31 protein-coding genes are annotated in these 26,680 nt (G+C 64.4%); 19 read left to right on the top strand and 12 right to left on the bottom strand.

Annotation, left to right across the window (positions count from 1 at the left end; all coding sequences use genetic code 11):
• Positions 1-302: 302 nt before the first annotated feature.
• Entirely contained in the window at positions 303-608 is a 306-nt protein-coding gene (locus IVB24_RS38295; RefSeq protein WP_247771632.1) for a hypothetical protein, read from the bottom strand.
• Positions 609-849: 241 nt separating this feature from the next.
• On the bottom strand, positions 850-1,464 hold the full coding sequence (gstA, locus tag IVB24_RS38290) for a glutathione transferase GstA (protein ID WP_247771631.1): 615 nt from the start codon (positions 1,462-1,464) through the stop codon (positions 850-852).
• A 126-nt stretch (positions 1,465-1,590) separates the two neighbouring features.
• Between gstA and IVB24_RS38285 the strand changes: the two genes are divergently transcribed.
• The 3 genes from IVB24_RS38285 to IVB24_RS38275 all read left to right on the top strand — a co-directional run bounded on the left by IVB24_RS38285 (position 1,591) and on the right by IVB24_RS38275 (position 4,248).
• Positions 1,591-2,088, top strand: a complete 498-nt coding sequence (locus IVB24_RS38285; RefSeq protein ID WP_018316363.1) for a MarR family winged helix-turn-helix transcriptional regulator — start codon at positions 1,591-1,593, stop codon at positions 2,086-2,088.
• Between the two features lie 99 nt (positions 2,089-2,187).
• Positions 2,188-3,558: a glutamate--cysteine ligase gene (locus IVB24_RS38280; RefSeq protein WP_247771630.1), complete on the top strand. Its 1,371-nt coding sequence runs from the start codon at positions 2,188-2,190 to the stop codon at positions 3,556-3,558.
• Between the two features lie 111 nt (positions 3,559-3,669).
• Complete coding sequence (locus IVB24_RS38275) at positions 3,670-4,248, top strand: PAN domain-containing protein (protein ID WP_094973346.1); 579 nt, start codon at positions 3,670-3,672, stop codon at positions 4,246-4,248.
• A 90-nt stretch (positions 4,249-4,338) separates the two neighbouring features.
• Here IVB24_RS38275 and IVB24_RS38270 read toward each other — a convergent pair whose 3' ends face one another.
• The 4 genes from IVB24_RS38270 to IVB24_RS38255 form a co-directional block, all read right to left on the bottom strand.
• Positions 4,339-4,908 (bottom strand): nucleotidyltransferase family protein, encoded by a 570-nt coding sequence (locus IVB24_RS38270; RefSeq protein WP_247771629.1) that lies wholly within the window; start codon positions 4,906-4,908, stop codon positions 4,339-4,341.
• Positions 4,909-4,992: 84 nt separating this feature from the next.
• Positions 4,993-5,772: a signal peptidase I gene (gene lepB, locus IVB24_RS38265; RefSeq protein ID WP_094973344.1), complete on the bottom strand. Its 780-nt coding sequence runs from the start codon at positions 5,770-5,772 to the stop codon at positions 4,993-4,995.
• Positions 5,769-7,196: a metalloprotease TldD gene (gene tldD, locus IVB24_RS38260; protein ID WP_094973522.1), complete on the bottom strand. Its 1,428-nt coding sequence runs from the start codon at positions 7,194-7,196 to the stop codon at positions 5,769-5,771. The genes lepB and tldD overlap by 4 nt, the downstream gene beginning before the upstream one ends.
• Positions 7,197-7,312: 116 nt before the next feature.
• On the bottom strand, positions 7,313-7,858 hold the full coding sequence (locus IVB24_RS38255; protein WP_162308331.1) for an invasion associated locus B family protein: 546 nt from the start codon (positions 7,856-7,858) through the stop codon (positions 7,313-7,315).
• Positions 7,859-8,305: 447 nt separating this feature from the next.
• On the opposite strand from IVB24_RS38255, the gene coxB reads away from it, so the two are divergent.
• The 9 genes from coxB (at position 8,306) to IVB24_RS38210 (ending at position 15,403) form a co-directional block, all read left to right on the top strand.
• Positions 8,306-9,145 carry a cytochrome c oxidase subunit II gene (gene coxB, locus IVB24_RS38250; RefSeq protein ID WP_094973342.1) on the top strand — a complete coding sequence of 280 codons (840 nt, stop codon included), beginning with the start codon at positions 8,306-8,308 and terminating at the stop codon, positions 9,143-9,145.
• 87 nt (positions 9,146-9,232) lie between these two features.
• The gene (ctaD, locus tag IVB24_RS38245) at positions 9,233-10,858 is read left to right on the top strand and encodes a cytochrome c oxidase subunit I (RefSeq protein ID WP_247771628.1); all 1,626 of its coding nucleotides are present in this window, start codon (positions 9,233-9,235) and stop codon (positions 10,856-10,858) included.
• A 61-nt stretch (positions 10,859-10,919) separates the two neighbouring features.
• Complete coding sequence (locus tag IVB24_RS38240; protein ID WP_094973341.1) at positions 10,920-11,864, top strand: heme o synthase; 945 nt, start codon at positions 10,920-10,922, stop codon at positions 11,862-11,864.
• Entirely contained in the window at positions 11,861-12,037 is a 177-nt protein-coding gene (locus IVB24_RS38235; RefSeq protein WP_035700697.1) for a hypothetical protein, read from the top strand. Before IVB24_RS38240 ends, IVB24_RS38235 begins: the two co-directional genes overlap by 4 nt.
• 6 nt (positions 12,038-12,043) lie before the next feature.
• Positions 12,044-12,697, top strand: coding sequence for a cytochrome c oxidase assembly protein (locus IVB24_RS38230; RefSeq protein WP_247771627.1), 654 nt, complete (start codon positions 12,044-12,046; stop codon positions 12,695-12,697).
• A 79-nt stretch (positions 12,698-12,776) separates the two neighbouring features.
• On the top strand, positions 12,777-13,673 hold the full coding sequence (locus IVB24_RS38225) for a cytochrome c oxidase subunit 3 (protein WP_094890796.1): 897 nt from the start codon (positions 12,777-12,779) through the stop codon (positions 13,671-13,673).
• A 96-nt stretch (positions 13,674-13,769) separates the two neighbouring features.
• Complete coding sequence (locus IVB24_RS38220; protein WP_094890795.1) at positions 13,770-14,171, top strand: DUF983 domain-containing protein; 402 nt, start codon at positions 13,770-13,772, stop codon at positions 14,169-14,171.
• Complete coding sequence (locus IVB24_RS38215) at positions 14,168-14,920, top strand: SURF1 family protein (protein ID WP_247771626.1); 753 nt, start codon at positions 14,168-14,170, stop codon at positions 14,918-14,920. The genes IVB24_RS38220 and IVB24_RS38215 overlap by 4 nt, the downstream gene beginning before the upstream one ends.
• A gap of 117 nt (positions 14,921-15,037) precedes the next feature.
• A complete protein-coding gene (locus IVB24_RS38210) occupies positions 15,038-15,403 on the top strand; it encodes a nuclear transport factor 2 family protein (RefSeq protein ID WP_140482387.1) in 366 nt (121 codons plus the stop codon).
• Here the strand turns inward: IVB24_RS38210 and IVB24_RS38205 are convergent.
• A complete protein-coding gene (locus IVB24_RS38205) occupies positions 15,400-16,782 on the bottom strand; it encodes a histidine kinase (RefSeq protein ID WP_247771625.1) in 1,383 nt (460 codons plus the stop codon). The genes IVB24_RS38210 and IVB24_RS38205 overlap by 4 nt on opposite strands.
• Positions 16,783-16,868: 86 nt before the next feature.
• Between IVB24_RS38205 and IVB24_RS38200 the strand changes: the two genes are divergently transcribed.
• The 5 genes from IVB24_RS38200 to IVB24_RS38180 all read left to right on the top strand — a co-directional run bounded on the left by IVB24_RS38200 (position 16,869) and on the right by IVB24_RS38180 (position 22,200).
• Positions 16,869-17,513 (top strand): response regulator transcription factor, encoded by a 645-nt coding sequence (locus IVB24_RS38200; protein ID WP_094890791.1) that lies wholly within the window; start codon positions 16,869-16,871, stop codon positions 17,511-17,513.
• Positions 17,514-18,096: 583 nt separating this feature from the next.
• Entirely contained in the window at positions 18,097-19,515 is a 1,419-nt protein-coding gene (gene thrC, locus IVB24_RS38195; protein ID WP_247771624.1) for a threonine synthase, read from the top strand.
• Positions 19,512-20,801 carry a pitrilysin family protein gene (locus tag IVB24_RS38190; protein ID WP_247771623.1) on the top strand — a complete coding sequence of 430 codons (1,290 nt, stop codon included), beginning with the start codon at positions 19,512-19,514 and terminating at the stop codon, positions 20,799-20,801. Before thrC ends, IVB24_RS38190 begins: the two co-directional genes overlap by 4 nt.
• A gap of 39 nt (positions 20,802-20,840) precedes the next feature.
• Positions 20,841-21,428: a GNAT family protein gene (locus tag IVB24_RS38185; RefSeq protein WP_094973334.1), complete on the top strand. Its 588-nt coding sequence runs from the start codon at positions 20,841-20,843 to the stop codon at positions 21,426-21,428.
• Positions 21,429-21,549: 121 nt separating this feature from the next.
• Entirely contained in the window at positions 21,550-22,200 is a 651-nt protein-coding gene (locus IVB24_RS38180) for a hypothetical protein (RefSeq protein WP_247771622.1), read from the top strand.
• 454 nt (positions 22,201-22,654) lie between these two features.
• Here IVB24_RS38180 and IVB24_RS38175 read toward each other — a convergent pair whose 3' ends face one another.
• The 5 genes from IVB24_RS38175 to IVB24_RS38155 all read right to left on the bottom strand — a co-directional run bounded on the left by IVB24_RS38175 (position 22,655) and on the right by IVB24_RS38155 (position 25,290).
• Positions 22,655-23,140, bottom strand: a complete 486-nt coding sequence (locus IVB24_RS38175; RefSeq protein ID WP_247771621.1) for an ATP F0F1 synthase subunit B — start codon at positions 23,138-23,140, stop codon at positions 22,655-22,657.
• Between the two features lie 5 nt (positions 23,141-23,145).
• Positions 23,146-23,709, bottom strand: coding sequence for a F0F1 ATP synthase subunit B (locus tag IVB24_RS38170; protein WP_094973331.1), 564 nt, complete (start codon positions 23,707-23,709; stop codon positions 23,146-23,148).
• Between the two features lie 60 nt (positions 23,710-23,769).
• Positions 23,770-24,000: a F0F1 ATP synthase subunit C gene (locus tag IVB24_RS38165; protein ID WP_007599451.1), complete on the bottom strand. Its 231-nt coding sequence runs from the start codon at positions 23,998-24,000 to the stop codon at positions 23,770-23,772.
• 53 nt (positions 24,001-24,053) lie between these two features.
• A complete protein-coding gene (locus IVB24_RS38160; protein ID WP_094973330.1) occupies positions 24,054-24,803 on the bottom strand; it encodes a F0F1 ATP synthase subunit A in 750 nt (249 codons plus the stop codon).
• Between the two features lie 112 nt (positions 24,804-24,915).
• Positions 24,916-25,290, bottom strand: coding sequence for an AtpZ/AtpI family protein (locus IVB24_RS38155; RefSeq protein WP_094973329.1), 375 nt, complete (start codon positions 25,288-25,290; stop codon positions 24,916-24,918).
• A 360-nt stretch (positions 25,291-25,650) separates the two neighbouring features.
• On the opposite strand from IVB24_RS38155, the gene IVB24_RS38150 reads away from it, so the two are divergent.
• Positions 25,651-26,172 (top strand): hypothetical protein, encoded by a 522-nt coding sequence (locus IVB24_RS38150; protein WP_140482395.1) that lies wholly within the window; start codon positions 25,651-25,653, stop codon positions 26,170-26,172.
• Between the two features lie 8 nt (positions 26,173-26,180).
• Positions 26,181-26,654, top strand: a complete 474-nt coding sequence (locus IVB24_RS38145; RefSeq protein WP_140482397.1) for a secondary thiamine-phosphate synthase enzyme YjbQ — start codon at positions 26,181-26,183, stop codon at positions 26,652-26,654.
• Positions 26,655-26,680: the final 26 nt, after the last annotated feature.

The following is a 26,680-nucleotide window of genomic DNA, read 5'->3' as shown; positions in this document are numbered from 1 at the left end:
CGGATCATCGATCCGGCCTTTCTTATTGCAGACGGCAAATCTTCCACGCGTTCCGATGCCACACCACTGCCACCTCGGCTCCCCGTCGGGACCACAGGAGCTCCGCACTGGCACCCCTCTTGCTGACCAATCGAGAGAACGATGATTGGCATTGAAGGTGTTCCGGAATGACCTCCCTGTTGTTTCAAAATGACGTCGCCGGTATCGCGGTGGGATACTCGTCTGTGCTGCCGGGTCGGCTGCGGTTACGCTCCAGAATCCTGCGCCTGCGCAGAAAAATCCCCTCGTGGACGGGTCTGGCGTTACTCGTTCTCGTCGCCAATGCCATGTTGGCGATCGTGGCCTGGAGCGCCGTCGCTGTCGTCTTGCGCTAGGACGCCATTTTGTCGCTGGAACGCGCTGACCAGGTAGGCCAGCTGGCACGCCGTCAGGCAGCCTATGACGATTGGAATGCCGGTCCAAAATCCGAAGTCGTAGGTCTGGAGGACGATTGCGGCGAGGACTGCGATCGCCGGCGAGACCAGCAGTAGCGACCAGACCCGGAAGAACAGTCCCGTCGCCAATCCTGCGAGCGTGCTCGCGAATAGAAGAACAAGTGCCGTCGTCACGTTCGTATTCCAACTTTGCAGACCCGTCGCGGTCCACAGGTTGCGCGAACCGGACTGTTCTCACAAGGAGTGTGGCACGGCCTCCTGCGACAAGGCGGGGTTATTGTTAACTCTGACAATGCTCCTAAAATTTGCCCGGGGGTTTCGATCCCGAGTTCCATGCGTGGGCACAATGGGCACGAAGAGAAAGAGCCGGATCATCGATCCGGCTCTTCGTCGTTTGATCTGGTGTGGTTCGGTCTCACTTCGCCTGCGCGAGGCCTTCTTTTTTCAGTGCTTCCTGCACCTGCAGCCGCGCCGCGACGCGGTCCTTGTAGGCGGCAAGGTTCGGCATCGACGAGAGGTCGAACTTCATCCGGTCGCCCCAGGTCAGCATCGTGAAGAGATAGCCGTCGGCCACCGTGAACTGCTTGCCCATGAGGTAGTCGCGGCCGGCGAGTTGGCTGTCGATATATTTGAGCTTGCCCATGACGCGATCCCTGAAGAAGGCCTTGGCCTCGTCGTTCAGGGCCGGCGCGAACATCGGCCCGAAGCTCTTGTGCACCTCGGAGGTGAGGAAGTTCAGCCACTCCAGCAGCTTGTAGCGCTCGGAACTGCCATGGGCGGGTGCCAGCGCCTTGGCGGCAGCCTGATCGGCGATCATCTGGACAATCACCGAGCCTTCGGTCACGATCTCACCGTTGTCGAGGCCCAGCGCAGGGACTTGGCCCTTGGGGTTCAGCTTCAGATAATCCTCGCCATTTTCGAGCTTCTTGGCCCGGATATCGACCTTGACCAGCTCATAGGGCAAGCCGGCTTCCAGGAGCGCGATGTGGGGGGACAGCGAGCAGGCACCGGGCGAATAGTACAGCTTCATGGAATTTCCTCCTCTTGGCGCTTGGTTCGGCCGAAAGAACGACTACATGCATCTGCTTGTAATAGTCAAGATTGATGCAGCTGCATCAAATGGGGTAAGAGACGGGCGACGAGCTTGAGCGGGACCATGAAACGCAAACCATCGACCGAGGCGACTTCCGCCTGGATCCGCCTGATGCGGGTGCAGAGCCGCGTGCTCGATTGCGTCGAGCAGGACCTGAAGAAGGCCGGCTTCCCGCCGCTGGCATGGTATGACGCGCTGCTCGAATTGTCGCGGGCGCCGTCGGGCGAGTTGAGGCCGGTGGAACTCGAACGGCAGATGCTGATCCCGCAATATTCCACCTCGCGCCTGATCGACCGCCTGGTCGACGAGGGCCTCGCTTCGCGGCGCGAATGCAAGATCGACAAACGCGGTCAGTTCGTCGAGATCACGGAAGCCGGCCGCGAGCTGCAGAAGCGGATGTGGAGCGCCTATTCGGCCGCGATCGAGAAATATGTCGGTTCGAAACTGTCCGATGCCGATGCCGTCAAGCTCAGTGGTCTGCTCGACCGCCTGGGCTGCTCGTGTGGCGAGATGAAACTGCCGCCAGTCGCCAACGTCAACGAAACCTCGCCGTCGCGATGATCGCGCGGCACACCAGCTCGTCCGTGCGCCCGATGGGTTCGCGGACCATCCCGCCACCCGCGCGCGTTCGATCGAAGCGCCTTTTGATTAGAGTTTGATATGGCGCGAGACCAGATCGATATGACGCCGCTGCAATCGCGCGACGAGCTCGTTTCGTGGTTCGAGGCAGGCTGCAAGCCACCGTCCGAGTGGCGAATGGGCACCGAGCACGAGAAGACGCCGTTCACGCTCGAAGGCCACCGCCCCGTGCCCTACGAGGGCCCACGCGGCATCGGCGCGCTGCTCGAAGGCATGAAGCTCCTGCTCGGCTGGGAGCCGATCATGGAGAAGGGCAACATCATCGGCCTCTACGACGTCACCGGCGGCGGCGCGATCTCGCTCGAGCCCGGCGGACAGTTCGAGCTCTCCGGCGCGCCGGTCGAGAACGTGCACCAGACCCAGAGCGAGCTGATGGCGCATCTGGCGCAGGTGCGTGAGATCGCAACGCCGCTCGGCATCGGCTTCCTCGGTCTCGGCATGACGCCGTCCTGGTCCCGCGCCGACATCCCGGTGATGCCCAAGGGCCGCTACAAGATCATGACCAATTACATGCCGAAGGTCGGCCAGTACGGCCTCGACATGATGTACCGGACCTGCACGGTGCAGACCAATCTCGACTTCTCCTCCGAAGCCGACATGGTCAAGAAGCTGCGCGTCTCGCTCGCGCTGCAACCGGTCGCGACGGCCTTGTTCGCCAATTCGCCGTTCACCGAAGGCAAGCCGAACGGCTTCCTCTCGTTCCGCTCCGAGATCTGGCGCGACACCGACAATGCGCGCGCCGGCATGATGCCGTGGGCGTTCGAGGACGGCATGGGCTTCGAGCGCTATGTCGACTATGCGCTCGACGTGCCCATGTATTTCGTCAAGCGCGACGAGGACTACATCGACGTATCGGGCTCCTCGTTCCGCGCCTTCTTCGAGGGCCGCAACAACAATCTTCCCGGCGAGCGTCCGACGTTGTCGGACTGGGCCAACCATCTCTCGACGATCTTCCCTGAGGTGCGCCTCAAGCGTTATCTCGAGATGCGCGGTTCCGACGGAGGCCCGTGGGGGCGCCTGCCCGCGCTGTCGGCATTCTGGGCCGGGCTGCTCTACGACGACGTGTCGCTCGATGCCGCCTGGGACCTGGTGAAGCACTGGACCGCGCCCGAGCGCCAGGCCTTACGCGACGACGTGCCGCGCTTCGGCTTCAAGGCGCGGATCAAGGACCGCTATCTGTTCGAGATCGCCAAGGAATGCCTCGTCCTGGCCCATGCCGGCCTGCGCCGTCGCGGCCGGATCGACCAGCTCGGCCGCGACGAGACGCGGCATCTGGAGCCGCTCGACCGCATTATCGATTCCGGCCGCACGCCGGCCGAGGAGATGCTCGAAAAGTTCAACTGGCCCTGGCAAGGCTCGGTGGAACCGGCCTACGCGGAATACGCGTTCTAGACCATAGGCCAACGACCAGGGTTTCCGCCGTTCATCGCCCATACAGGTTTGCGGCGATCAAATGACCGGCCGAAAAAACCGAGCGTCGTCAATAACTCGAAAGCTGTTCCGATGGGGAAGGGCCGCCTGTCCCGGGCCTCCATGGCAAAGGTCATGGCTTGCGCCGTGGCTTGCGTCACGCTGCTTTCGCTCGCCTTCGCGAGCGTGCCGGCGCGCGCCCAGACTGCGTTCGACCGGCCCGGCGGCGACTATTTCAGCACACCGGTGGCGTCGGGCGATCCTGAGGATTGCGCGCTGCTGTGCGAGCGCGACCGCCGCTGCCGCTCGTGGAGCTTCAGCTATCCCGACGTCGAAGGCGGCTCGGCGGTGTGCTGGCTGAAGAACACAGTGCCGGCGCGCGTGCCCGGTAGCTGCTGCATCTCGGGTGTGCGCGGCGCCGGCGTGATCGAGCCGCGGGTCGAGGGCGTGGAGACGTCGATCGACCGCCCCGGTGGCGATCTGCGCAATTTCGAGCTCAAGAACGGCGAGGGCGAAGAGGCCTGCAAGGCCGCTTGCACCGCCGACAACAAATGCCGCGCCTTCACCTACGCCCGCCCCGGCTACACCGGACGCGAGGCGCGCTGTTTCCTGAAAAAGGAAATCAAGCCGCCGCGACGGAAGGCGGGATTCACGTCGGGCGTGGTGCGGTAATGTTGGTACTCGTGCCCCGGACGCAGCGCGGCGCTCCTTAGCGCTGCGCCGCATCGCTTCACGATGCGTTTTGTCCGGGACACGTGAGGCTTATGCGTCCGCCGCGATCACCGTGAGTTCAGGCCACAGCGCCCTCCAGCGCGCGGCTTTCGCCTCGTAATTGGCGACGGAGAAGTTCAGCGCTCGATTGGGCCGCACGATCAACCCCGCGACGTCGTCGAACCCGTGGGGCGCATAGACGTCGAAATCTCCGCCTGCGCGCCTCACTCCGAATTGCGTGTTCTGCGTGAGGAAGCGGTCGATACCGTCAGTCGAACGCGTCAACGGCGGATAGGGCAGGCCATGCTTGGCAGGGTACCATAGATGGACGCGCGCCTGGTTGCGGATCTCGATCTTGGCGCCGAGATGTCCGAGCCGCGCATGCAGCGTGCGGATCACCGCGTCCTCGGCTTCCCAGGAGGTATCGGGATCGAAATAGAACACGTCGTAGTCGGCAATGCCGTGACCGATCGGGCGGCCTGTGAGCTCATTCCACGCCGTTTGCACCAGACAACCTGCAACCAGCCACGCATCCGGCAGCGCGAGCTGCACGAGCGCGTCGGTGATCGCGACGTTGACCGGATTGCGGAGCGCCAATGCGAGGAATGCGTCGCGGATCATCGGGGAGTCGCAGGTCAGGGCTTTCCAGATTGCGACAGGAGAGGTGGGCGCGCTTCCGCTTTGCCCACCGCAGGATCTACGCGCTCAATGCACGGCGGTGAAGAACCGGCCGAGCCGGAAGCCGGAGAGCCAAGTGTACACCGGCTGGCCGCGCATGCCGAGATCCCAGGAGCCGAGCACCGCATCGGCACGGCCGATCAGATTGTCGATCGGCAATAGGCCGACGCCGCCGGACCGCAGCGACACACGGCTGTCGGCAGAATTGTCGCGGTTGTCGCCGAGCACGAAGAGATGGCCGGCCGGCACCGTCACTTCCGGCGTGTTGTCGAGCGGGCCGTTGTCGCGCATCTTGAAGATCAGATGCGAGACGCCGTTCGGCAGCGTCTCGACATAGCGATAGGCGGGCTCGCTGCCGCCATTGTCGTCCTCGGCAGCGCCGACGCCGTCCGGCTTGAGCTCGGCGGGGCGGTCGTTGATGAAGAGCTGGCCCTGCCGCATCTGGATCCGATCGCCGGGCAGTCCGACGACGCGCTTGACCCAGGCCTGCGAGCGATCGCCGGGCCAGCGGAACACGACGACGTCGCCCTGCTTCGGCGTCTCCGCGAAAACGCGGCCGCTCTCGGGCAGGCTGATCTGGATCGGCAACGACGCGGTGCCGTAGCCGTAGGGAAATTTCGAGGCGAGCAGCGCATCGCCGATCAGCAGCGTCGGCTCCATCGAGCCCGACGGCACGTAGAACGGCTCGGCAAGCGCGCCCTTGGCGATGAAGACGGCGGCGACGATGCCGGCGAGCTGTGCGATCTGCCCGGCCCAGCCGCTGCTCTTGCGCTTGGGGGTGACGGTGACCTTTTCTTCCATGCTCATGCGCCGGTTCCACCCACGGTGATGCGCTCCATCAGCAGCGACGGCTGGCCGACGCCGACCGGCACGCCCTGGCCGTTCTTGCCGCAGGTGCCGATGCCGGTATCGAGCGCAAGGTCGTTGCCGATCATGCGGATGCGATGCAAATCGGTCGGCCCGTTGCCGATCAGCATGGCGCCCTTCAGCGGCGCGCCCAGCTTGCCGTTCTCGATCTTGTAGGCCTCGGTGCACTGGAACACGTACTTGCCGGAGGTGATGTCGACCTGGCCACCGCCGAAATTCGCAGCGAAGACGCCGTTCTTCACCGACGCCAGGATCTCGGCCGGATCGCGGTCGCCCGCGAGCATGTAGGTGTTGGTCATGCGCGGCATCGGCACATGGGCATAGCCCTGGCGGCGGCCGTTGCCGGTCGGCTTCATGTTCATCAGCCGCGCGTTCTGGCGGTCCTGCATGTAGCCGACCAGGATGCCGTCCTCGATCAGCACGGTGCGATTGGTCGGCGTGCCCTCGTCGTCGATCGACAGCGAGCCGCGGCGCGAGGCCATGGTGCCGTCGTCGACCACGGTGACGCCCTTGGCCGCGACCTGCTGGCCCATCAGGCCGGCAAATGCCGACGTCTTCTTGCGGTTGAAGTCGCCTTCGAGGCCGTGGCCGACCGCCTCATGCAGCATCACGCCGGGCCAGCCGGCCCCGAGCACGACGTCCATTTCGCCGGCGGGGGCGGGTATCGATTCCAGATTGACCAGCGCCTCGCGCAATGCGCCGTCGGCGGCATCGCGCCAGTTCTTGCTTTCGATGAATTCGGCATAGCCGGCGCGTCCGCCATAGCCCTTGCTGCCGCTCTCCTGGCGGTCGCCCTGGCCGGCGACCACGGAGACGTTGACGCGCACGAGCGGACGGATGTCGCGATAGCTCTCGCCGTCGGGCCGCAGGATCTCGACGACCTGCCAGGTCGCGCCGAGGCTGACGCTGACCTGCCGCACCCGCGGATCCTTGTCGCGCAGGTAAGCGTCGATCTCGGCGAGCAATTTTACTTTTGTCTCGAAGCCCGGGGCATCGAGCGGGTTGTCATCGCCATAGAGCCGCACATTGGTGTGCGGAGGCGGAGCGGCGAAGCTGCCGGAATAACCGCCGCGCACGGCCGCGACCGCGTCGGCGGCGCGAATCAGCGCCGGCAGCGAGACGTCGGAGGAATGGGCGTAGCCCACGGCATCATCCTTGACCGCGCGTAAGCCAAAGCCTTGCGAGGTGTCGTAGGTCGCTTGCTTCAGCCGCCCATTGTCGAACATCAGCGCTTCGGTCTGGCTGTACTCCAGGAACAACTCACCGTCGTCGGCACCGGAAAGCCCGCGCGCGACCTCGTGGCGAACCTGGTCGCGGTCGAGATTGGCGCGGTCGAGCAGGGAGGTCGTGGCTGGGTTGGTCATGCGTCCGTCCATTAGCGGAAGATGTAGGGCAAGATAATGGTTTCGGACCGGTTCCGCGAGGGCGCCAAGCCTCACATTACGGAAACAATAAGATCGCTCGCCGACGCCCAACCGTCCTACGGCAGCTTGTCATATCCCTCGCCGAGCCCGTTCAGGCTGAGCGGGAAGCCGATGCCTTCTTCCGGGGTCTCGAAGATGATGAAGGTCGCGGTCTTGGCGGTGCGGAGCTGACCGAGCAGCTTGTCGTCCATGACGACCTCGGCGACGCAGCCATTGGGCAGGCAGCGGACGAAGCCGGCGCGGCCGACGTCCTGGTTGTCGAGCTTGAGGCCGAGGCCGGAGGGCAGGAGGACCCCCAGGGGGGCCACCACGCGCATCAGGCGGCTCTTCTGGTCGGCGGTCTTGAGCACGATGACGGTGAGGCCGGCGTTGGAGCGGTCTTCGGCTACCACGCTCTGGATCAGGGCGCATTGCTCGGTCTGGGCGCCCGGCGGGGTGTCGCAGCGGATCTGCCAGTCGCCATGGACGGAGCGCACTGCGCCCTGCGCATGGGCGAGGCCGGGAAATGCCAGAAGGATGATCGCAGCCAGCAGGCCGAATAGCGCCGGGAGGCGGGTCCCCGGCCTTCGAGCCAGCCTTGCCATCGATTTCGAAAACCCCATCGGGTCGGTCCCTCTGCTCGCCTGGGTCGCTCGCATGTGGCGGACTGATACGGGAATGACGGCGTCTTGAAGGCAATTCCCAAGCAAATCCTGCGCCGCCTCGTGCCGCCGCCGCCCGCACGAATCAGGTTCCTGCGCGGCCGTCTGCCTGTGCCTACCGCGGGCAATTCCGCTGTCAAGCGGCAGCATCCGGGGAAACGGTATTTTTGTTTGATCTTACTAGGAATTATCTTGCGGGTGATCGCTGGCAGTGCAGGCTCAAGACTGCATTGCGATAGATCAAAAATTATGGTTTGAGAGGCTTGATTTCGGCGTTCTCACGATCTGGCCCCAATTCCTCTTAGAGGTATTCTTGCGCGGCGGTTGTCAGGCGGGCGGATCGAATAAGCGTTTCCCGCAAGCAGGGGAGCGCACTCGGGGTGATTTCGTAAGGGGAGCGCGAACGGCATGAGGATGTCGATGGGCCCGGTGGGCCGGCACTTGCTAGGATTGGCCGTGGCGGGTCTGACGCTGGCGACGGGCGGTGCGGCGTTTGCCGAGCTCGGGCAGCCGAAACCCTGGGAATGGACGCTTCAGGAGTCCGGCTCCCCGGTGATGGACAACATCGTCTGGTTCCACAATTTCCTGTTCGTGCTGATCACGCTGATCACGCTGTTCGTCCTGGCGCTGCTCGTGGTCGTGGTCGTCAAGTTCAACGCCCGGGCCAATCCGGTGCCGTCGCGGACCACCCACAACACGCTGATCGAGGTGGCCTGGACGCTCGTTCCCGTGCTGATCCTGGTCGGCATCTCGGTGCCGTCGTTCCGGCTTCTGTTCCTCGAGCTCGACGTGCCGAAGGCGGATATCACCATCAAGGCAACCGGCAAGCAGTGGTACTGGTCCTATGCCTATCCCGACAACGGCAAGTTCGAGTTCGATTCGCTGATGGCGCAGGACAAGCAGCCCCGGCTGCTCGGCGTCGACAACGAGATGGTGGTGCCGGTCAACAAGGTGATTCGCGTCCAGGTCACCGGCGCGGACGTCATCCACGCCTTTGCGCTGCCGGCTTTCGGCGTCAAGATCGACGCCATCCCGGGACGGCTGAACGAGACCTGGTTCAAGGCCACCAAGACCGGCATGTTCTACGGCCAGTGCTCGGAGCTGTGCGGCAAGGACCACGCCTTCATGCCGATCGCGATTCGCGTCGTGGAGGACCAGGAATTCGCCTCCTGGGTCGAGACGGCGAAGAAGAAGTTTGCGAGCGGCGGCACCAGCACCTACGCCTCCGCGGCCGGCCCGACGCAGTAAGCGCCGGGTGACGGCTTTCAGGGACTGAAAGCGAGATAAGGGCGGGACCTCCAGGGGTCCGATTGGGACGCAAGGCAGGATTTGAAAATGGCAACGAGCGCAGCGGCACACGGCGATCACGCCCAGGACCACGGACATGACGAGCATGCCCATCCGACCGGATGGCGGCGCTACGTCTATTCGACCAACCACAAGGACATCGGCACGATGTACCTGATCTTCGCGGTCATCGCCGGCGTCATCGGCGCCGCGATGTCGATCGCGATCCGTGCCGAGCTGATGTATCCGGGCGTGCAGATCTTCCACGAGACGCACACCTATAACGTGTTCGTGACCTCGCACGGCCTGATCATGATCTTCTTCATGGTCATGCCCGCGATGATCGGCGGCTTCGGCAACTGGTTCGTGCCGCTGATGATCGGCGCGCCCGACATGGCGTTCCCGCGCATGAACAACGTCTCGTTCTGGCTGCTGCCGGCCTCCTTCGCGCTGCTGCTGATGTCGACCTTCGTCGAGGGCGAGCCGGGCGCCAACGGCGTCGGCGCCGGCTGGACCATGTACGTGCCGCTGTCGAGTTCCGGCCATCCGGGCCCGGCCGTCGACTTCGCGATCCTCTCGCTGCATCTGGCGGGCGCCTCGTCGATCCTCGGCGCCATCAACTTCATCACCACGATCTTCAACATGCGCGCGCCGGGCATGACCCTGCACAAGATGCCGCTGTTCGTTTGGTCGATCCTGGTGACAGTGTTCCTGCTGCTGTTGTCGCTGCCGGTGCTCGCCGGTGCGATCACCATGCTGCTCACCGACCGCAATTTCCACACGACCTTCTTCAACCCCGAAGGCGGCGGCGACCCCGTGCTGTTCCAGCATCTGTTCTGGTTCTTCGGCCACCCCGAAGTGTACATCCTGATCCTGCCGGCTTTCGGCATGGTCAGCCAGATCATCTCGACCTTCTCGCGCAAGCCCGTGTTCGGCTATCTCGGCATGGCCTACGCCATGGTCGCGATCGGCGGCATCGGCTTCGTGGTGTGGGCGCACCACATGTACACGGTCGGCATGTCCTCGGCGACGCAGGCCTATTTCGTCGCGGCGACCATGGTCATCGCGGTTCCGACCGGCGTGAAGATCTTCTCCTGGATCGCCACGATGTGGGGCGGCTCGATCGAATTCCGGGCACCGATGATCTGGGCGGTGGGCTTCATCTTCCTGTTCACCGTCGGCGGCGTCACCGGCGTTGTGCTGGCAAACGCCGGCGTCGACCGCGTGCTGCAGGAGACCTATTACGTCGTCGCGCACTTCCACTACGTGCTGTCGCTCGGTGCGGTGTTCGGAATCTTCGCCGGCTGGTACTACTGGTTCCCGAAGATGTCGGGCTACATGTACAACGAGACGCTCGCGAAGGCGCACTTCTGGGTCACCTTCATCGGCGTCAATCTGGTGTTCTTCCCGCAGCACTTCCTCGGCCTGTCGGGCATGCCCCGCCGCTACGTCGACTATCCCGACGCGTTCGCGGGCTGGAACCTGGTCTCGTCGGTCGGGTCCTACATCTCCGGCTTCGGCGTGCTGATCTTCCTCTACTGCGTGCTCGATGCCTTCATGAAGAAGGTACCGGCCGGCGACAATCCGTGGGGTGCGGGTGCGACCACGCTGGAGTGGACCTTGCCCTCGCCGCCGCCCTTCCACCAGTTCGAAGTGCTGCCCCGCGTGCAGTGATCGATCTCCCGCGGCGCCCGTGACGGGCGCCGCGGCTTTATAACGAAGCGAGTTGAATTAAGTGTCCGTCCTCGACCATAACGCCATCGACATCAATCCCCGCATCTCCGAAGCGGAGGTTGGCGATTACATCGCGCTCCTGAAGCCGCGGGTGATGTCGCTGGTGATCTTCACCGCGCTGGTCGGAATGGCGATGGCGCCCGGGCGTTTCCACTGGGTGCTCGCGATCACCTCGCTGCTCTGCATCGCCGTCGGCGCCGGCGCCTCCGGCGCGCTAAACATGGCGCTGGAAGGCGATATCGACGCCAAGATGTCGCGCACCGCGAACCGGCCGATTCCGCGCGGCCGCATTACCCGCCCTGAAGCCATGGCGTTCGGCCTGACGCTGTCCTTCTTTTCGGTGATGACGCTCGGCATCCTCGTCAACTGGATCGCGGGCGCGCTGCTCGCTTTCACCATCTTCTTCTACGTCGTGATCTACACGATGGGCCTGAAGCGCTGGACCGCGCAGAACATCGTGATCGGCGGTGCCGCCGGCGCGCTGCCGCCGGTGGTGGCGTGGGCCGCGGTCACGGGCACCGTCGACGTCGAGCCGCTGCTGCTGTTCGCCATCATCTTCTTCTGGACCCCGCCGCACTTCTGGGCGCTGGCGCTGTTCCGCTCCGACGATTACGCGCGCGCCGGCATTCCGATGCTGCCCAATGTCGCCGGCCCCGACGCGACCCGTCTCCAGATCCTGCTCTACACCATCGTGCTGATCGCGGTCGCCGCCGCGCCCTGGGCGCTCGGCTATTTCGACGCCGTCTACGGCATCGTCTCGCTGATCCTCGGCGCCGGCATGCTGGTGCTCGCGATCAACGTCTACATGCGCCGCGAGCGAGCAGCGTCGCTGCGCGCCACCCGCAAGCTGTTCGCCTTCTCGATCCTCTATCTGTTCGTGCTGTTTGCGACCCTCTTGCTCGAGGTCGTATTCCGCGCGCTGGCTCCTATGGTCTGGGGCGTATGATCACCGCGATGGCCGACAAACCCGAGCCAGATGGAATCGTCCTCACCGAGGCGCAGAAGAAGAGCCGTCGTCAGCGCTCGATCGCGATAGCGCTCGCGCTCGGCGTGCTGGTGGTGCTGTTCTTCGCCGTCACCATGGTCAAAGGGCCGGCCGTTCTCGTGCGGCCGATGTAGGAAACAATGGATCACGAGCCCACCATATCGCAGGATGTCGGCGTCAAGCCGGCCAATCGTGGGCCGGCTAGGCGCCGCGGGCTCGGCCGCGACGTGGTCGTTGCTTCGATCTGCGGCGGTGTGGTCGCGCTGATGGTCGGCGCCTCCTACGCGGCGGTGCCGTTCTACAATTGGTTCTGCCGCGCCACCGGTTTCAACGGCACCACGCAAGTGGCGACTTCCGCGCCGGCCACCGGCCCGATCGCGCGGAAAATCTCGGTGCGCTTCGATTCCAACGTCGCGCCCGGCCTGCCCTGGAAGTTCGAGCCGGAGCAGAGCGAGATCGAGGTCAATATCGGCCAGGTCGTGACCGTCTTCTACACCGTGACCAACCAGGCCGCGCGCACCACGTCCGCGCAGGCCGCCTACAATGTCGCGCCGCTGACGGTCGGCTCCTATTTCCAGAAGATCAACTGCTTCTGCTTCACCGAGCAGACCATGGCGCCCGGCGAGAAGCGCGAAATGCCTGTCGTGTTCTACGTCGATCCGTCGATCGCCGACGATCACGACAACGACGGCCTGAACACCATCACGCTGTCCTACACGTTCTATCCGGTGAAGGATCCCGTGGTGAAGCCGCTGGCATCGGGCGAAGGCGACAGGCGCAAGGGAAATCTCTGACCGCCGGGCTGACGCCCGGAAGGTTGGAAACAAGGGGATAAGTGCCCGAAAGGCACGGGATTGAGGAGAGAGACCGCAAATGGCAACGGCGCACACCAAGCATCACGACTATCACCTGGTCGATCCGTCGCCCTGGCCGGCCGTCGGTTCGGTCTCGGCCTTCATCATGGCGGTGGGTGCGATCACCTGGATGCATCACATGTTCTCGGCTGCGCCGATCGTGTTCGGCGTCGGCACGGTGGGCGTGCTCTACACCATGGCGAGCTGGTGGGGCGACGTGATCAAGGAAGCCCAGTACAAGGGCGACCACACCCGCGTCGTGCAGCTGCACCACCGCTACGGCATGATCCTGTTCATCGCCTCCGAGGTGATGTTCTTCGTCGCCTGGTTCTGGGCCTATTTCAACGCGGCGCTGTTCCCGGCGGACGCGGTCCACGCCACGCGCGATGCGGTGTTCGGTTGCGGCCTCGGTACTGCGGCCGGTGCCTGCGCCGTCCCCGGCACCTGGCCGCCGCATGGCATCGAGACCTTCGATCCCTGGCATCTGCCGCTGCTGAACACGCTGATCCTGCTCACCTCAGGCACCACGGTGACCTGGGCTCACCATGCGCTGCTGGAGAACGACCGCCAGGGCCTGAAATACGGCCTGATCCTCACCGTCGTGCTGGGGGCGCTCTTCACCTGCGTGCAGGCCTATGAGTACAGCCATGCGGCGTTCTCGTTCGGCGGCAACGTCTATGGCGCGACCTTCTTCATGGCGACCGGCTTCCACGGTTTCCACGTGCTGGTCGGCACCATCTTCCTGCTGGTGTGCCTGTTCCGCGCCTATGCCGGCCATTTCACGCCGACGCAGCATCTCGGCTTCGAGTTCGCCGCCTGGTACTGGCACTTCGTCGACGTGGTCTGGCTGTTCCTGTTCCTCTGCATCTATGTCTGGGGACACGGCGCCGAGACCATGGCCCACGGCGCGCACTGAGCCGCGACGCTTGGATCAGAAAGGGCGGCCGCCGGGCCGCCCTTTCGCTTTTCGGGCCGGAAAGTTTCGGCGAAAACTATGATAGAGTCTGTCATCATGAACGACACTGCCGCCAAGCCCGAGCCTGAAACCACCGTCCTGCAAAGCGCGCTGCGCGGGCTTGCCTGCAGATGCCCGCGCTGCGGCCAAGGCAAGCTTTATGCAGGCTTCCTGACGCTCGCGCCCGCCTGCGACCGCTGCGGTCTCGACTACGCCTTCATCGATACCGGCGATGGGCCGGCGATCTTCATCATCATGCTGGCCGGCGGGATCGTGGTGGCGGCCGCACTCATCGTCGAGGTCAAATACCAGCCGCCTTACTGGCTGCATGCGGCGCTGTGGTTGCCGCTGATCCTGGTCACCACGCTGTTGCCGCTGCGTGCGATGAAGTCGCTGCTGATCGCGCTGCAATTCCACCACAAGGCGGCGCCGGGCCGGTTGGTCGACCGCGCGAAATGAACTCGCCTGCGCGCAAGCCCCGCGTGGCCGGCTTCGCGCTGTTCACGCTGTCCCTCGCGGCCGTCTTCGTCGCGCTCGGCCTCTGGCAATTGCAGCGCCGGACCGCCAAGCACGCGCTGGTCGCAGCGCTCACCGAGCGCCTTGCAGAGGCGCCCATCGCGCTGCCGCCGCCTTCGCAATGGGCCGCACTCAATCCCGCGCGCGATGAATTCCGCCGCGTCAGCTTCACCGCGACCTACGCGGCCCTGCCGGATGCGATGGTCTATTCCTCGGGCTCCGCGGTGCGCAAGGACGCCTCCGGTCCCGGCACCTGGGCGTTCCTGCCGGCGCGGCTTCCCGGCGGCGAGACGGTCGTGATCGATGCGGGCTTCGTCGAGAACACGATGCAGGACCGCGCCGTCGAGGATCGCGCGGTGAAGAAGCTCGTCACCGGGCAGCCGGTCGCGCTCACCGGATATTTGCGCTTTCCCGAGCCGCCCGGCTGGCTGACGCCGGCGGAGAACCGCGACAAGCGGCTCTGGTTCGTGCGCGATCATCCGGCGATCGCAAGCGCGCTCGGCTGGGGCACGGTCGCACCGTTCTATGTCGACCTCGAGCAACCCGTTCCCGAGAACGGCATTCCGCGCCCGGGGCCGCTCGACGTGCATCTGAAGGACGATCACCTGCAATACGCCGTCACCTGGTTCATGCTCGCAGGCGCCGTGCTGATCGCCTTCGCCGTGTGGGCAAGAGGCCGGCGGCAGAGCTGAGCTCGTCCGTAGTTCCCCGAGGGAACCCGGGATCGCCCGGGGTTTACCATTCAGCACACATTCACGAATGTGGTCCTAAGCCGCGATCGATTTTTCCGCGGCAGACAGGATTGCGGCGTGAGCGATTTCGACCAGATGGGAATTGTCGTCGATTGGGTGGACGCCTGCCGGAAGGGCGACCTCACGACATTGCTCGACCTCTATGCGGACGACGCCGAGCTTGAATGCATCTGCAGCGGATCGCGGCGCCACCGCGGCAGGAGCGAGATCGAAGGCTATTGGAGCCCGCGAATTAGCGCTTTCTCGTCGGCGGGCTTCAGGCTCGAGGAGATTCATCCCGCCTCGGACGGGGTTGATCTCGAATATTCGGTTGCCGGCGCGCTTCGTATTCGCGCCTCGTTTCGATTTTGCCCGGAAGGCAAGATCCGAAGCATGCTGTGCGAGCCGGCGCGACAGACTGCGCAAATTGGCCGCGCTTGCTAGCGCTCGATTTGCGCGGGGCGGTTCTCCGACAAGATCACGCTCGGCGAGACCCGCGCCTCGCGTGCCGGCTGGACCGGCAGCCTGCAGCGCACATAGGTTCGCCCGTCCACGCGCAGCAGTGACAGCGATCCGCTGAGCGCGCGCACGCGCTCATGCATGCCGGTCAGGCCGCGGCCGAAAACGTTGCCTTCGGGGAAGCCGCCGCCGTCGTCGGAGATATCGACGACGAGCGCTTCACCGGTGATGGTCGCCTGGACGTCGGCGCTGCCGGCCTTGGCATGACGCAGCACGTTGGTCAGCGCCTCCTGGATCACGCGATAGACGGTCTGCGCGAGCGGCCCGTCGACCCCATTGAGGTCGGAACCGATCGTGTCCGTCAGGACGATATGCGGTGCCTGCTTGCGAAAGTTCTGGAGCAGCGTTTGCGCGCTGGTTGAAAGGCCGAGTTCCTCGATGTAGAGCGGCCGCAGCCGGTCGAGGATACGGCGGTTGGTCTGCTGGAGGGCCTCGACCGATTGCAGCACCTCCTCGGCCGAATTGCCGAGATTTCCTGCCTGCGGTGCGGCGTCGATCAGCGCAATCGTGCCGGCGCGAATGCTGAACAGCAGCGGTCCGAGTTCGTCGTGCAATTCGCGGGCGAGATCGCGCCGCTCGTCGTCCTGGAGCGATACCAGGCGGTGCATCAGATCGCGATTGTCCTCGCTCAATTGCGCAAGCGTTGCAGCCAGCGCATTTGCTTCCTCGCAACTCTGCCGAATCTCCGGCGGCCCTCCGACCGGGATCGGCTTTGCGTAGTCGCCGCGCCGCATCCGCGTGAGGCCTTCGCCGAGATGCTGCAGGGGACGCAGTGCCGATCCCGCGAAGACGTAGGCGATGATCGCGGTGAGCACTGTCAGCACGGCAACGAGACTGGTGAGCGCGAGGAAGCCGATCCACTTCTCGAACAGGTCGGCTGACAGGTCCGGCAGGAACATGATGTCGCCGACGTGCTTGCCATCAATGACCACGGGCGAGGCGGCATTCATGTCCGGCATGGCTATCAGGTTGATGAACCATTGCGGAGCTACCTTCAGGTTGCGTTGATCATCCTTTGGGAGAGGCGAAGGACCTTCTTCGACACGACGGAATTGGATGTCAGAGGAGGTGTCCAGCATTTGGACAAAAGCATCCAGCGTCTTCTGCGGATTGTCCGAGTTGCGCAGCGTGTTGTTGAGCGCGGTCGCGATCGTTCGGGTCGAACGCCGCGCCGGCTCGTTTTCCTCGGACAGCTGACCGGCTGCAAATATTTGCAGCAATATGCCGCCCAGAACCAGCGCCGCCAGAAAGCTCAGGCCGAGCGGAAGAAACAGTTGCGTCCTGAACGAGAGTCGTTGCCACATTAGGTCAATTCTAACGCGCATCGGCCGGATTTGCTCTTTCCATTTGTTCCCGTCGGTCTATGAGTCGAAGGACAAGAGAGTGCGCGATGCAAGATACTGCCAAACCGGGGACCCGGGTCCTGATTGTCGACGACCATCCCGTGGTGCTGTCCGGTTGCCGCACCCTGTTCGCTTCGGACCATTCGATCCGCATCGATGAGGCGACCGACGCCAAATCCGGCCATCGCGCCTATGTCAGCAAGCGGCCCGACGTCACCGTGATCGACATCAGCCTGCCCGACGTCTCCGGCTTCGAGCTGATGCGACGCATCCGCAAGGACGATCCCGACGCCAAGATCATCATGTTCAGCATGAACGACGATCCGGCCTTCGTGGTGCGGGCGGTCGAACTCGGGGCGCAGGGCTACGTCTCCAAGGGTGACGATCCCCGGATCCTGCTGAAAGCGGTGCGCAAGGTGGTGGCGGGCGACAATTTCATCTCCCCTCAGCTCGCGGAAGCCGTGACGTTCTCCGGTGCGGCCATCAAGGCCAACCCGGCCTCGCAAATGACGCCGCGGGAGCTCGAAATTCTCCGTCTGCTCGGACGCGGCGACAAGATCGTCGAAGTCGCCGAGGCACTCGGCATCTCCTACAAGACCGTCGCCAACACCACGTCCCTGCTCAAGCAGAAGCTGGGGGCGAAGAACCATTCCGACCTGATCAGGATCGCGGTCGAAATCGGGATGAACTGAAGCTGCATTTGCTCGCCTGCGCGTGCCCCAAGGTGACGCCCGCGCACCGAACCGGCTGCTCCAGGATGCAACCGGTTCGGCGCGGATTGATGTCGGCTCACAGCCGGGCAATGCATGGACATAGCCGACACCCGCCGCCGGCCCAACGGGGAGCGCGGAGATGCGTTCCGCGGCATGTCGAGGATTCGGGAAATCGCGGCAAATCCTTCACGTTTTCCTCTTCGGTCTGCGCTCGCTCTAACGCGATCTGATCGGGAAAACCTGGAACATTCTCGCCCGCTCGTGGTTTTTGCCCTTGACGGTTCCGTGACGGGCGACGCAAGGTTGCGGGAGCAGTTTTTGACGGGTCGGCGACCCGGACGAGGCAAACCGGTCTGCACACATCAACGACAGACCTTCCAAGAGGAGGGCTGCGGCATCGCCGCAGCCCTTTTTCGTGTGTGCCGGGTCGACGCGGGAAGCGGTTTCCTGATGCCGCAAAACACTTTATGGTGGCCCAAAGCCTCTGGCTGTTGACAAGTAATTTCGTAAAATCAAAGGCTTAACGAGTGGGCTCAGGCCCGGTCGGCCTTTGGAGGGCAGTTTGACTCGTTATATCTCGACCCGGGGCGAGGCCCCCGAACTCGGCTTCTGCGACGTGATGCTGACAGGGCTTGCCCGCGACGGCGGCCTGTACGTGCCGACCATCTGGCCGCAACTCTCCACCGAAGCCATCGCCGGCTTCTTCGGCCGCCCCTATTGGGAGGTTGCGGTCGACGTGATCCGTCCCTTCGTCGGTGGCGAGATTTCGGATGCCGAACTCGGCCGCATGGCGAACGAGGCCTATGCAACCTTTCGCCATCCGGCGGTGGTGCCGCTGCGCCAGATGTCGCCGCACCAGTTCGTGCTGGAGCTGTTCCACGGTCCGACGCTCGCCTTCAAGGACGTGGCGATGCAGCTGATCTCGCGGCTGATGGACCATGTGCTTGCCAAGCGTGGCCAGCGTACCACCATCGTGGTCGCGACCTCAGGCGACACCGGCGGTGCCGCGGTCGATGCGTTTGCGGGACTGGAGAATGTCGACCTCATCGTGCTGTTTCCGCACGGCCGTATCTCCCAGGTGCAGCAGCGGATGATGACGACGACGGGCGCGGTCAATGTCCACGCGCTCGCCATCGAAGGCAATTTCGACGACTGCCAGGCCCTCGTGAAGGGGATGTTCAACAACCATCGCTTCCGCGATGCGACCTCGCTCTCCGGCGTCAATTCCATCAACTGGGCGCGCATCGTCGCCCAAGTGGTCTATTATTTCACCGCTGCCGTCGCCGTCGGTGCGCCGGCGCGCGCGGTGGATTTCGTCGTGCCGACCGGCAATTTCGGTGACATCTTCGCCGGCTACGTGGCCAAGCGGATGGGGTTGCCGGTGCGGACCTTGCGCATCGCCGCCAATTTCAACGACATCCTGGCGCGCACGCTGAAGACGGGGATCTATGAGGTGCGCGAGGTGCACGCGACGGCATCGCCCTCGATGGACATCCAGATCTCGTCGAATTTCGAGCGGCTGCTGTTCGAAGCCGGCAAGCGCGACGCGCCCGGCGTGCGCCGCCTGATGGAGCAACTGAAGCAGTCCGGACGTTTCGTGCTGCCCGATGCGACGCTGGCCGCGATCCGCGAGGAGTTCGACGCAGGCCGCGCCGACGAGACCGAGACCGCGGCTGCGATCCGCGCGGCCTGGCGCGAGGCAGGCGAGCTGGTCGATCCCCATACGGCGGTGGCGCTCGCCGTGGCCGACCGCGACACCACCGATACGCGGGTGCCGAGCATCGTGCTCTCCACCGCCCATCCGGCCAAATTCCCCGATGCCGTCGAAGCGGCCTGCGGCCAGCGGCCGCAACTGCCGGCCTGGCTCGACGGATTGATGACCAAATCCGAACACATGAAGGTGATGAAGAACGACCAGGCCGAGGTCGAGCGGTTCGTGCTGTCGGTCAGCCGCGCCGCAAAGCAAGGAGTTGCCGGATGAGCGTCGAGATTTCCAAGCTTGCGTCCGGCCTGACCGTCGTCACCGACAAGATGCCCCATCTCGAGACCGCGGCGCTCGGCGTCTGGGCCGGCGTCGGCGGACGCGACGAAAAACCCAACGAGCACGGCATCTCGCACCTGCTCGAGCACATGGCGTTCAAGGGCACGACCAAGCGCTCCTCGCGCGAGATCGTCGAGGAGATCGAGGCGGTCGGCGGCGACCTCAATGCCGGCACCTCGACCGAGACAACGTCCTATTACGCACGGGTGCTGAGGGCCGACGTGCCGCTGGCGCTCGACGTGCTCGCCGACATCCTCGCCAATCCCGCCTTCGAGCCCGATGAGCTCGAACGTGAGAAGAACGTCATCGTGCAGGAGATCGGTGCTGCGCAGGACACGCCCGACGACGTCGTGTTCGAGCATCTCAACGAGCTCTGCTATCCCGACCAGCCGATGGGCCGTTCGCTGCTCGGCACCGCCAAGACGCTGCGCGCCTTTAATCGCGATTCGCTGCGCGACTACCTCTCGACGCATTATCGCGGGCCCGACATGGTGGTGGCCGCGGCCGGCGCGGTCGATCACAAGCAGGTGGTCGCCGAAGTCGAGAAGCGCTTTGCAAATTTTGAGGGGACGCCGGGTCCCAAGCCGCAGGCGGCCATGTTCGGCAAGGGCGGTACCAAGGTGGTGCATCGCGAGCTGGAGCAGGCGCATCTGACGCTGGCGCTGGAAGGCGTGCCGCAGAGCGATCTGTCGCTGTTCTCGCTCCAGGTCTTCACCAACATCCTCGGCGGCGGAATGTCGTCGCGCCTGTTCCAGGAGGTCCGCGAGAAGCGCGGCCTCTGCTACTCCATCTATTCGTTCCACGCGCCCTATACCGACACCGGCTTCTTCGGCCTCTACACCGGCACCGACCCGGCCGATGCGCCGGAGATGATGGAGGTGGTGGTCGACATCATGAATGATTCGGTGGAGACGCTGACCGAGGCCGAGATCGCACGGGCCAAGGCGCAGATGAAGGCCGGCCTCTTGATGGCGCTGGAGAGCTGCTCGTCCCGCGCCGAGCAGCTGGCGCGCCACGTCCTGGCCTATGGCCGGCCGCAGACGGTCGAGGAGCTGGTGGGCCGGATCGATGCCGTCAGCGTCGAATCGACCCGGGATGCCGCGCGTGCGCTGCTGTCGCGGAGCCGGCCTGCGGTTGTCGCATTAGGCAGTGGCAGGGGTCTGGACACGGCGGTGTCTTTTGCGGAAGGATTGACGCGGGCACGTGCCAAGGCGCGTCTGCATTAGGAGCCGCGCGCGGGCCGAGCTGCCCCGGGAAGCATCACCATGGCCCTCTTTCGCCTGCCGTCCAGTGGACCCGCCGCCCTCGCGCCGCGCGGCAACGGGCTGTTGCTGCGCGCGCCGCAGATGTCGGACTTCCTGCAATGGGCGCATTTGCGCGAAACCAGCCGCGATTACCTGACGCCCTGGGAGCCGATCTGGCCCTCGGACGACCTGACCCGCTCCGGCTTTCGCCGCCGCCTGCGCCGCTATTCCGAGGACATCGCAGCGGACCGTTCCTATCCGTTCCTGGTCTTCCGAGAGCTCGATGGCGCCATGGTCGGCGGCATCACGCTGGCCAATGTCCGGCGCGGCATCGTGCAGGCCGGCACCATCGGCTATTGGGTTGGGCAACCCCATGCCCATCGCGGCTACATGACGGCTGCGCTGCGGGTGCTGCTGCCGACGCTGTTCGGCGAGCTCAATCTGCACCGGGTGGAGGCCGCCTGCATCCCGACCAATGCGCCGTCGATCCGGGTGCTGGAGAAGTGCGGCTTCTCCCGCGAGGGCCTGGCGCGCCGCTATCTCTGTATCAACGGGGTCTGGCAGGACCATTTGTTGTTCGGCCTGCTGCATGAGGACTTCCGCGGCTGAGCCGCTCGATTCATGTGGCCAAATCCCCCTTTTTGCTGCCTTGGGTTCGCCGATTTTGGCGATATAACCGCATGTCCCGGCCGGTGATCGGCCGGGATTTTGTCATGGAGTACGGGCTTTGATGGTGAAGCAGCTTCGGTCATCGGAGAATGTGCTGCGGCGGATGCCGGCGATCATGCTTGTCTTGGCGATGTCGTTCGCGGCGGCGTCGCCGGTGGCCGCCCAGTCCTTGACCGACCGCTTCAAGAACCTGTTCGGCGGCAAGTCGGACGAGCCGGCCCCGCCCAAGCCCGCCCCCGCGCCGGGTCAGCCGGCGGACGACGACGTCGACTGCCCGCAGGTGACGGTGCGCGCTGGCGCATCGACCTACGCGGTTGGGGTTACCGGCAAGCCGGCCGTCGGCAACGAGATCCGCTTCCAGGCCTCGATCACCAAGATGGCGCGCGAATGTGCCCGCAGCAGCGCCGGTATCACGGCCCGGATCGGAATCCAGGGCCGCGTGATCGCAGGCCCCGCCGGTGCACCCGCCACCGTCGAGGTCCCCTTGCGTGTCGCGGTGGTGCAGGGCGGTGTCGGCGAGAAAGTGATCGCCTCCAAGGCTTACCGGAGCACGGTCGAGATGACGGATGGCGGCAGCGTGCCCTTCTCCTTCATCGTCGAGGATGTGAGCTATCCGGTGCCGTCGGCCGCGGTCGCCGATTCTTATGTCTTCTACGTCGGCTTCGACCCGCAGGCACTCTCGCCCGAACCGAAGGGACGGAAGAAGAAGTAGGCCGTATCCTTGGCTGGGTCAGCTCCTCAGGGCGCCGCTAGGACCAGGGATTTCCGCCCATGTGGAAGAGCTTTGCAAGATCATAGCAAGCTCGGCAAAGCACCTTTGGATCGAGCTGCTCCAGTGCATCGCCGATCCATTCACCGCCGGTCGCGGCAACTCGGTCGTTGCACTCGCTGCACCATGCGTCAGATCTTGGATTATCTGGATTCGACGCCCAGAAGAAGCCAACGCGTTCACGTCTCGTGAGGCCATGGACGACGTGCTGGCACACGAACGTCATCGGCTGCGGACCGTGCGTGCTGCATTGGACTGTCTTCATGCGATCTCAAAAGATCATGGCTCGGATCCCTCGATTAGACAGCCAAACGGTCGGTTCGTCCACGATCGACTTGGACTAACAAAAAAGCCGGCGCTCATCGCGCCGGCTTTTTGATTGGTGAAGGCCAAACCCTCAGTTCAGCTTTTGCCGGACCTCGGTGATGCCCTTGGCGAGCAGATCGTCGGCGACCGAACCCTTGACCGACTGCGACAGGATCGTGGAGGCGGCCTGGACGGCGGCTTCCGCGGCTGCGGCGCGGACGTCGGCGACCGCCTGGGCCTCGGCGAGCGCGATCTTGCTCTCCGCGGTCTTGGTGCGGCGGGCGACGAAGTCTTCCATCTTCGCCTTGGCCTCAGTCGCGATGCGCTCGGCTTCGCTTCTGGCGTTCGCGATGATCTCGGCGGCCTCGCGTTCGGCCGAAGCGGTGCGGGCCTTGTAGTCGGCGAGCACCTTGGCCGCTTCCTGCTTGAGGCGCGTCGCGTCGTCGAGCTCGGCCTTGATGCGCTCGGCGCGATGGTCGAGCGCAGTCATCGCTTTCTTGAAGACCCCGAGATAGCCGAACAGGACCATCAGGATCACGAAGGCAATGGCGACCCAGGTTTCAGGATCGAAGAACATCTCGACTAACCTTTCAGGGACGCATCGACCGCGGCATTGACCGACGCAGCGTCGGGAACGACGCCAGTAAGCTGCTGCACGATCTGACCTGCCGCATCGGCCGCGATGCCGCGGACGTTGCTCATGGCGGTGGCGCGGGTCGAGGCGATGGTCTTCTCCGCCCCGGCGAGCTTGGCCGCCAATTGTTCTTCCAGCGTCTTGCGCTCGGCTTCCGCCTGCGCATTCGCCTTGTCGCGGGATTCGTTGCCGATCGCCTGTGCCCGTGTGCGCGCCGAAGCGAGCTCGGTTTCATAGGCCTTCAGCGCCGCGTCGGACTGGTCCTTCAGCTTCTGCGCTTCGGCGAGGTCACCCTCGATCTTGTTTTGGCGCGCCTCGATCGCACCGCCGACCTTCGGCAGAGCAAGCTTGGACACGATCACATAAAGCGCGACGAAGAAGATCGCGAGCCACACCAGCTGTGAAGCGTAGGTGCTGCTCTCGAACGGCGGAAAACCACCACCGTGACCGCCTTCGGCCCCGGTGTGGGCGCCCGCCGCCGGACTTTTCGCCCCGCCATGACTTTCAGCCATGGATTACTCCTGTTGCCGTCATGCGCGCCGCTTCGGTTGAAGCGGCGCGAAACTTCGTCCTCAGAGCGGAACGAACAGCAGCAGCAGCGCGATCAGCAGCGAGAAAATGCCGAGCGCTTCGGTCACGGCGAAGCCGAAGATCAAATTGCCGAATTGGCCCTGAGCGGCCGAGGGGTTGCGAACGGCTGCGGCGAGGTAGTTGCCGAAGATCACGCCCACGCCGACGCCTGCGCCGCCCATGCCGATGCATGCGATGCCCGCGCCGATAAGTTTTGCTGCTGCCGGATCCATTTTAGACTCCTTGGAAGAAAGATTGGGTTTTGGGTGGAAATTCCCCGGACCGCTCAGTGTCCCGGATGAATGGCGTCGTTGAGGTAGATGCAGGTCAGGATCGCAAACACATAGGCTTGCAGGAACGCGACCAGAATCTCGAGCGCGTACAGCGCGACCGTGAGAGCCAGCGGCAGCACGCCGCCGACCCAGCCAAGCGCCCCGAGCGAGAAGCCGAGCATGGCGACGAAGCCCGCGAACACCTTCAGCGCGATGTGGCCGGCCAGCATGTTGGCGAACAGACGGACGCTGTGGGAGACCGGCCGCAGGAAGAACGACAGGACCTCGATGAACATCACCAGCGGCAGGATGTAGCCGGGGACGCCGTGGGGCACGAAGATCGAGAAGAACTTCAGGCCGTTCTTGGCAACGCCGTAGATCAGGACGGTGAAGAAGACCAGAAGCGCGAGCGCTGCCGTCACGATCAGATGGCTCGACACCGTAAAGGTGTAGGGGATGATGCCGACCAGGTTCGAAACGCAGATGAACATGAACAGCGAGAAGATCAGCGGGAAGAACTTCATGCCTTCCGCGCCGGCGGTCGAGCGGATGGTCGAAGCCACGAACTCGTAGGAGATCTCGGCGACCGACTGAAGGCGCCCCGGAACCAGCTGCGTTCCGCTGGCGAGCATCAAGAGCGAGATGATCGCGATCGTCACCAGCATGTAGAGCGACGAATTCGTGAAGGCGATCGTGTGATTGCCGATATGGCCCAGGGTGAAGAGAGGCTCGATGTTGAACTGGTGGATCGGATCGATTTTCATCAGCGCGGCATCTCTTGGTCTGCCGGGCAATGCCGGCGGGTCTCGGTCTGCCGGCCGGGCCGGCCCGTACCGGCGATGCCGGTACGATCATTCCTCTCCTGGGCGGATCGCTTTAGGAATCACCGCGCCTGTTCTGACCCGCGCCCGCCGTTCTCACCACATTCACCACGCCGGCGACGAAGCCCAGCAACAGGAACACGATAAACCCGAAAGGCGACGTCGACAGCAAGCGGTCGAACCCCCAGCCAATCCCCGCTCCGACGACGACCCCGGCGACCAACTCGGAGGATAACCGGAAGCCAAGCGCCATCGCCGAAGCTCTGGCCGCCCTGTCTTCACCGTCACCTGCGGGTTGCTCGGTCTTGATCCGGCGGTCCCGAAGTTCGGACAACCGCTGATCAAGATTTCCGAGCCGTTCGGAAAGCGCAGCTTCCTCGGACGATCTATCGCGATCTCCATTCCCGCCGTGTCCCGTGCCCTGTGTCATGCAACGAAGACCCGAAACGCCGCGGCTGAATGGAAATTGCGCCCGTCACCCTCAAAAGCCGCGCGGACCATACTGATGGCCCATAATCAAGTCAAGCCGAGTCACGATTGCGTCGCTTTCGGTTATGTGGCTGATTTAATTGACGATATTGGCGTGCGCGGCAGCGCTGCACACGGCGTGACGCCGCACCGCAGCAGCTCGCCTCAGGATCGGCGAATGGTGCCGCCCTTTCGCCACGCTGCCGGGATCGAAGATGCCGCCGCGATCGTTGATACGGTTGCGTGTTTTGGGCGGCGGATCGCCTCACCGGGGTGTAGAATTTTGCCAGAGTGCCACATTCACGTCGTGGCGGAGGGTGCGATGAGACCAGTGAATTCATCCACAACATCATGGCTTGCGGTGGCGGCGTTCGCCGCTGCGATGGCGATCGGCGGCGACCTCGATGCCGCCCAGTCCGCTCCCGACAGCGAGAACGGCCGCTACAGCATGACGCCCATCCCCGAGGGCGTGCTGCGGCTCGACACGCGCACCGGCACGGTATCGACCTGCACCAGGAACGGCGCCGGCTGGGCCTGCTACGCGGTCCCCGACGAGCGGACCGCGCTCGACGCCGAGATCGGCAGGCTCCAGGCCGAGGTCGAGCGGCTGAAGGGACAGCTCGCAGCCGGGCCGACGGTGTCGGGCAAGATCGACGACGCGCTGCCGAAATCCGACTCGCTGAAGAAGGCGGAGCCCAGGGGCGCCGAGGGCGAGCGCAAGATCGAGATCCCGCTGCCGAGCGACCAGGACGTCGACCGCGTGATGTCGTTTCTGGAAAAGGCCTGGCGGCGGCTGATCGACATGGCCAACCGGGTGCAGAAGGACGTGTCGGGGAGGATTTGAGAGTTTGAATGACAACTGAGAAACGCCTCGCACGTTCGGCGCCATCGTCAGTGCAGGCCACCACCATTGCATCGTCGCTGCTGACCGTGCAGACGCCGGGCCGCGGCTTCACCGATCTCACCAGCGAAGCTGCGAAGTTCATCGCCGACGTCCTCGCGCGTGACGGCGCGCTGACGCTGTTCATCCGCCATACCTCGGCGTCGCTGACGATCCAGGAGAACGCCGATCCATCCGTGCTCGTCGACCTCGCCACGGCGCTGTCCCGCCTCGCGCCGGAGAATGCCGGGTGGACCCACGACACCGAAGGACCGGACGATATGCCCGCGCACGTCAAGACGATGCTGACCGGAACTTCGCTTCATGTCCCGGTCCTGAACGGCAGGCTTGCGCTCGGCACCTGGCAGGCGATCTATCTGATCGAGCATCGCAGACGCCCGCACCGGCGCGAGGTGGTGCTGCAATTCGTCGGCAGCAATCAGTAGGCCGTTTTCGAGCGAAGTGGGCGCCG

It is taken from the genome of Bradyrhizobium sp. 192, assembly GCF_023100965.1.
In the GTDB taxonomy this organism is placed as follows: Bacteria; Pseudomonadota; Alphaproteobacteria; order Rhizobiales; family Xanthobacteraceae; genus Bradyrhizobium; species Bradyrhizobium symbiodeficiens.
This window is presented reverse-complemented; position numbering and strand designations above follow the sequence as displayed.

What these genes read in the sequence shown, in the direction of transcription:
- coxB (WP_094973342.1), top strand. Translation starts at nt 8,306, where the DNA reads ATGAGGATGTCGATGGGCCCGGTGGGCCGGCACTTGCTAGGATTGGCC.
- IVB24_RS38275 (WP_094973346.1), top strand. Translation starts at nt 3,670, where the DNA reads ATGGGGAAGGGCCGCCTGTCCCGGGCCTCCATGGCAAAGGTCATGGCT.
- IVB24_RS38145 (WP_140482397.1), top strand. Translation starts at nt 26,181, where the DNA reads ATGACAACTGAGAAACGCCTCGCACGTTCGGCGCCATCGTCAGTGCAG.
- IVB24_RS38235 (WP_035700697.1), top strand. Translation starts at nt 11,861, where the DNA reads ATGATCACCGCGATGGCCGACAAACCCGAGCCAGATGGAATCGTCCTC.
- IVB24_RS38215 (WP_247771626.1), top strand. Translation starts at nt 14,168, where the DNA reads ATGAACTCGCCTGCGCGCAAGCCCCGCGTGGCCGGCTTCGCGCTGTTC.
- IVB24_RS38185 (WP_094973334.1), top strand. Translation starts at nt 20,841, where the DNA reads ATGGCCCTCTTTCGCCTGCCGTCCAGTGGACCCGCCGCCCTCGCGCCG.
- IVB24_RS38270 (WP_247771629.1), bottom strand. Translation starts at nt 4,908, where the DNA reads ATGATCCGCGACGCATTCCTCGCATTGGCGCTCCGCAATCCGGTCAAC.
- IVB24_RS38190 (WP_247771623.1), top strand. Translation starts at nt 19,512, where the DNA reads ATGAGCGTCGAGATTTCCAAGCTTGCGTCCGGCCTGACCGTCGTCACC.
- IVB24_RS38180 (WP_247771622.1), top strand. Translation starts at nt 21,550, where the DNA reads ATGGTGAAGCAGCTTCGGTCATCGGAGAATGTGCTGCGGCGGATGCCG.
- IVB24_RS38225 (WP_094890796.1), top strand. Translation starts at nt 12,777, where the DNA reads ATGGCAACGGCGCACACCAAGCATCACGACTATCACCTGGTCGATCCG.
- IVB24_RS38160 (WP_094973330.1), bottom strand. Translation starts at nt 24,803, where the DNA reads ATGAAAATCGATCCGATCCACCAGTTCAACATCGAGCCTCTCTTCACC.
- IVB24_RS38150 (WP_140482395.1), top strand. Translation starts at nt 25,651, where the DNA reads ATGAGACCAGTGAATTCATCCACAACATCATGGCTTGCGGTGGCGGCG.
- IVB24_RS38280 (WP_247771630.1), top strand. Translation starts at nt 2,188, where the DNA reads ATGGCGCGAGACCAGATCGATATGACGCCGCTGCAATCGCGCGACGAG.
- IVB24_RS38155 (WP_094973329.1), bottom strand. Translation starts at nt 25,290, where the DNA reads ATGACACAGGGCACGGGACACGGCGGGAATGGAGATCGCGATAGATCG.
- IVB24_RS38255 (WP_162308331.1), bottom strand. Translation starts at nt 7,858, where the DNA reads ATGGGGTTTTCGAAATCGATGGCAAGGCTGGCTCGAAGGCCGGGGACC.
- gstA (WP_247771631.1), bottom strand. Translation starts at nt 1,464, where the DNA reads ATGAAGCTGTACTATTCGCCCGGTGCCTGCTCGCTGTCCCCCCACATC.
- IVB24_RS38220 (WP_094890795.1), top strand. Translation starts at nt 13,770, where the DNA reads ATGAACGACACTGCCGCCAAGCCCGAGCCTGAAACCACCGTCCTGCAA.
- IVB24_RS38200 (WP_094890791.1), top strand. Translation starts at nt 16,869, where the DNA reads ATGCAAGATACTGCCAAACCGGGGACCCGGGTCCTGATTGTCGACGAC.
- IVB24_RS38205 (WP_247771625.1), bottom strand. Translation starts at nt 16,782, where the DNA reads ATGTGGCAACGACTCTCGTTCAGGACGCAACTGTTTCTTCCGCTCGGC.
- IVB24_RS38230 (WP_247771627.1), top strand. Translation starts at nt 12,044, where the DNA reads ATGGATCACGAGCCCACCATATCGCAGGATGTCGGCGTCAAGCCGGCC.
- IVB24_RS38165 (WP_007599451.1), bottom strand. Translation starts at nt 24,000, where the DNA reads ATGGATCCGGCAGCAGCAAAACTTATCGGCGCGGGCATCGCATGCATC.
- lepB (WP_094973344.1), bottom strand. Translation starts at nt 5,772, where the DNA reads ATGAGCATGGAAGAAAAGGTCACCGTCACCCCCAAGCGCAAGAGCAGC.
- tldD (WP_094973522.1), bottom strand. Translation starts at nt 7,196, where the DNA reads ATGACCAACCCAGCCACGACCTCCCTGCTCGACCGCGCCAATCTCGAC.
- ctaD (WP_247771628.1), top strand. Translation starts at nt 9,233, where the DNA reads ATGGCAACGAGCGCAGCGGCACACGGCGATCACGCCCAGGACCACGGA.
- IVB24_RS38175 (WP_247771621.1), bottom strand. Translation starts at nt 23,140, where the DNA reads ATGTTCTTCGATCCTGAAACCTGGGTCGCCATTGCCTTCGTGATCCTG.
- IVB24_RS38170 (WP_094973331.1), bottom strand. Translation starts at nt 23,709, where the DNA reads ATGGCTGAAAGTCATGGCGGGGCGAAAAGTCCGGCGGCGGGCGCCCAC.
- IVB24_RS38285 (WP_018316363.1), top strand. Translation starts at nt 1,591, where the DNA reads ATGAAACGCAAACCATCGACCGAGGCGACTTCCGCCTGGATCCGCCTG.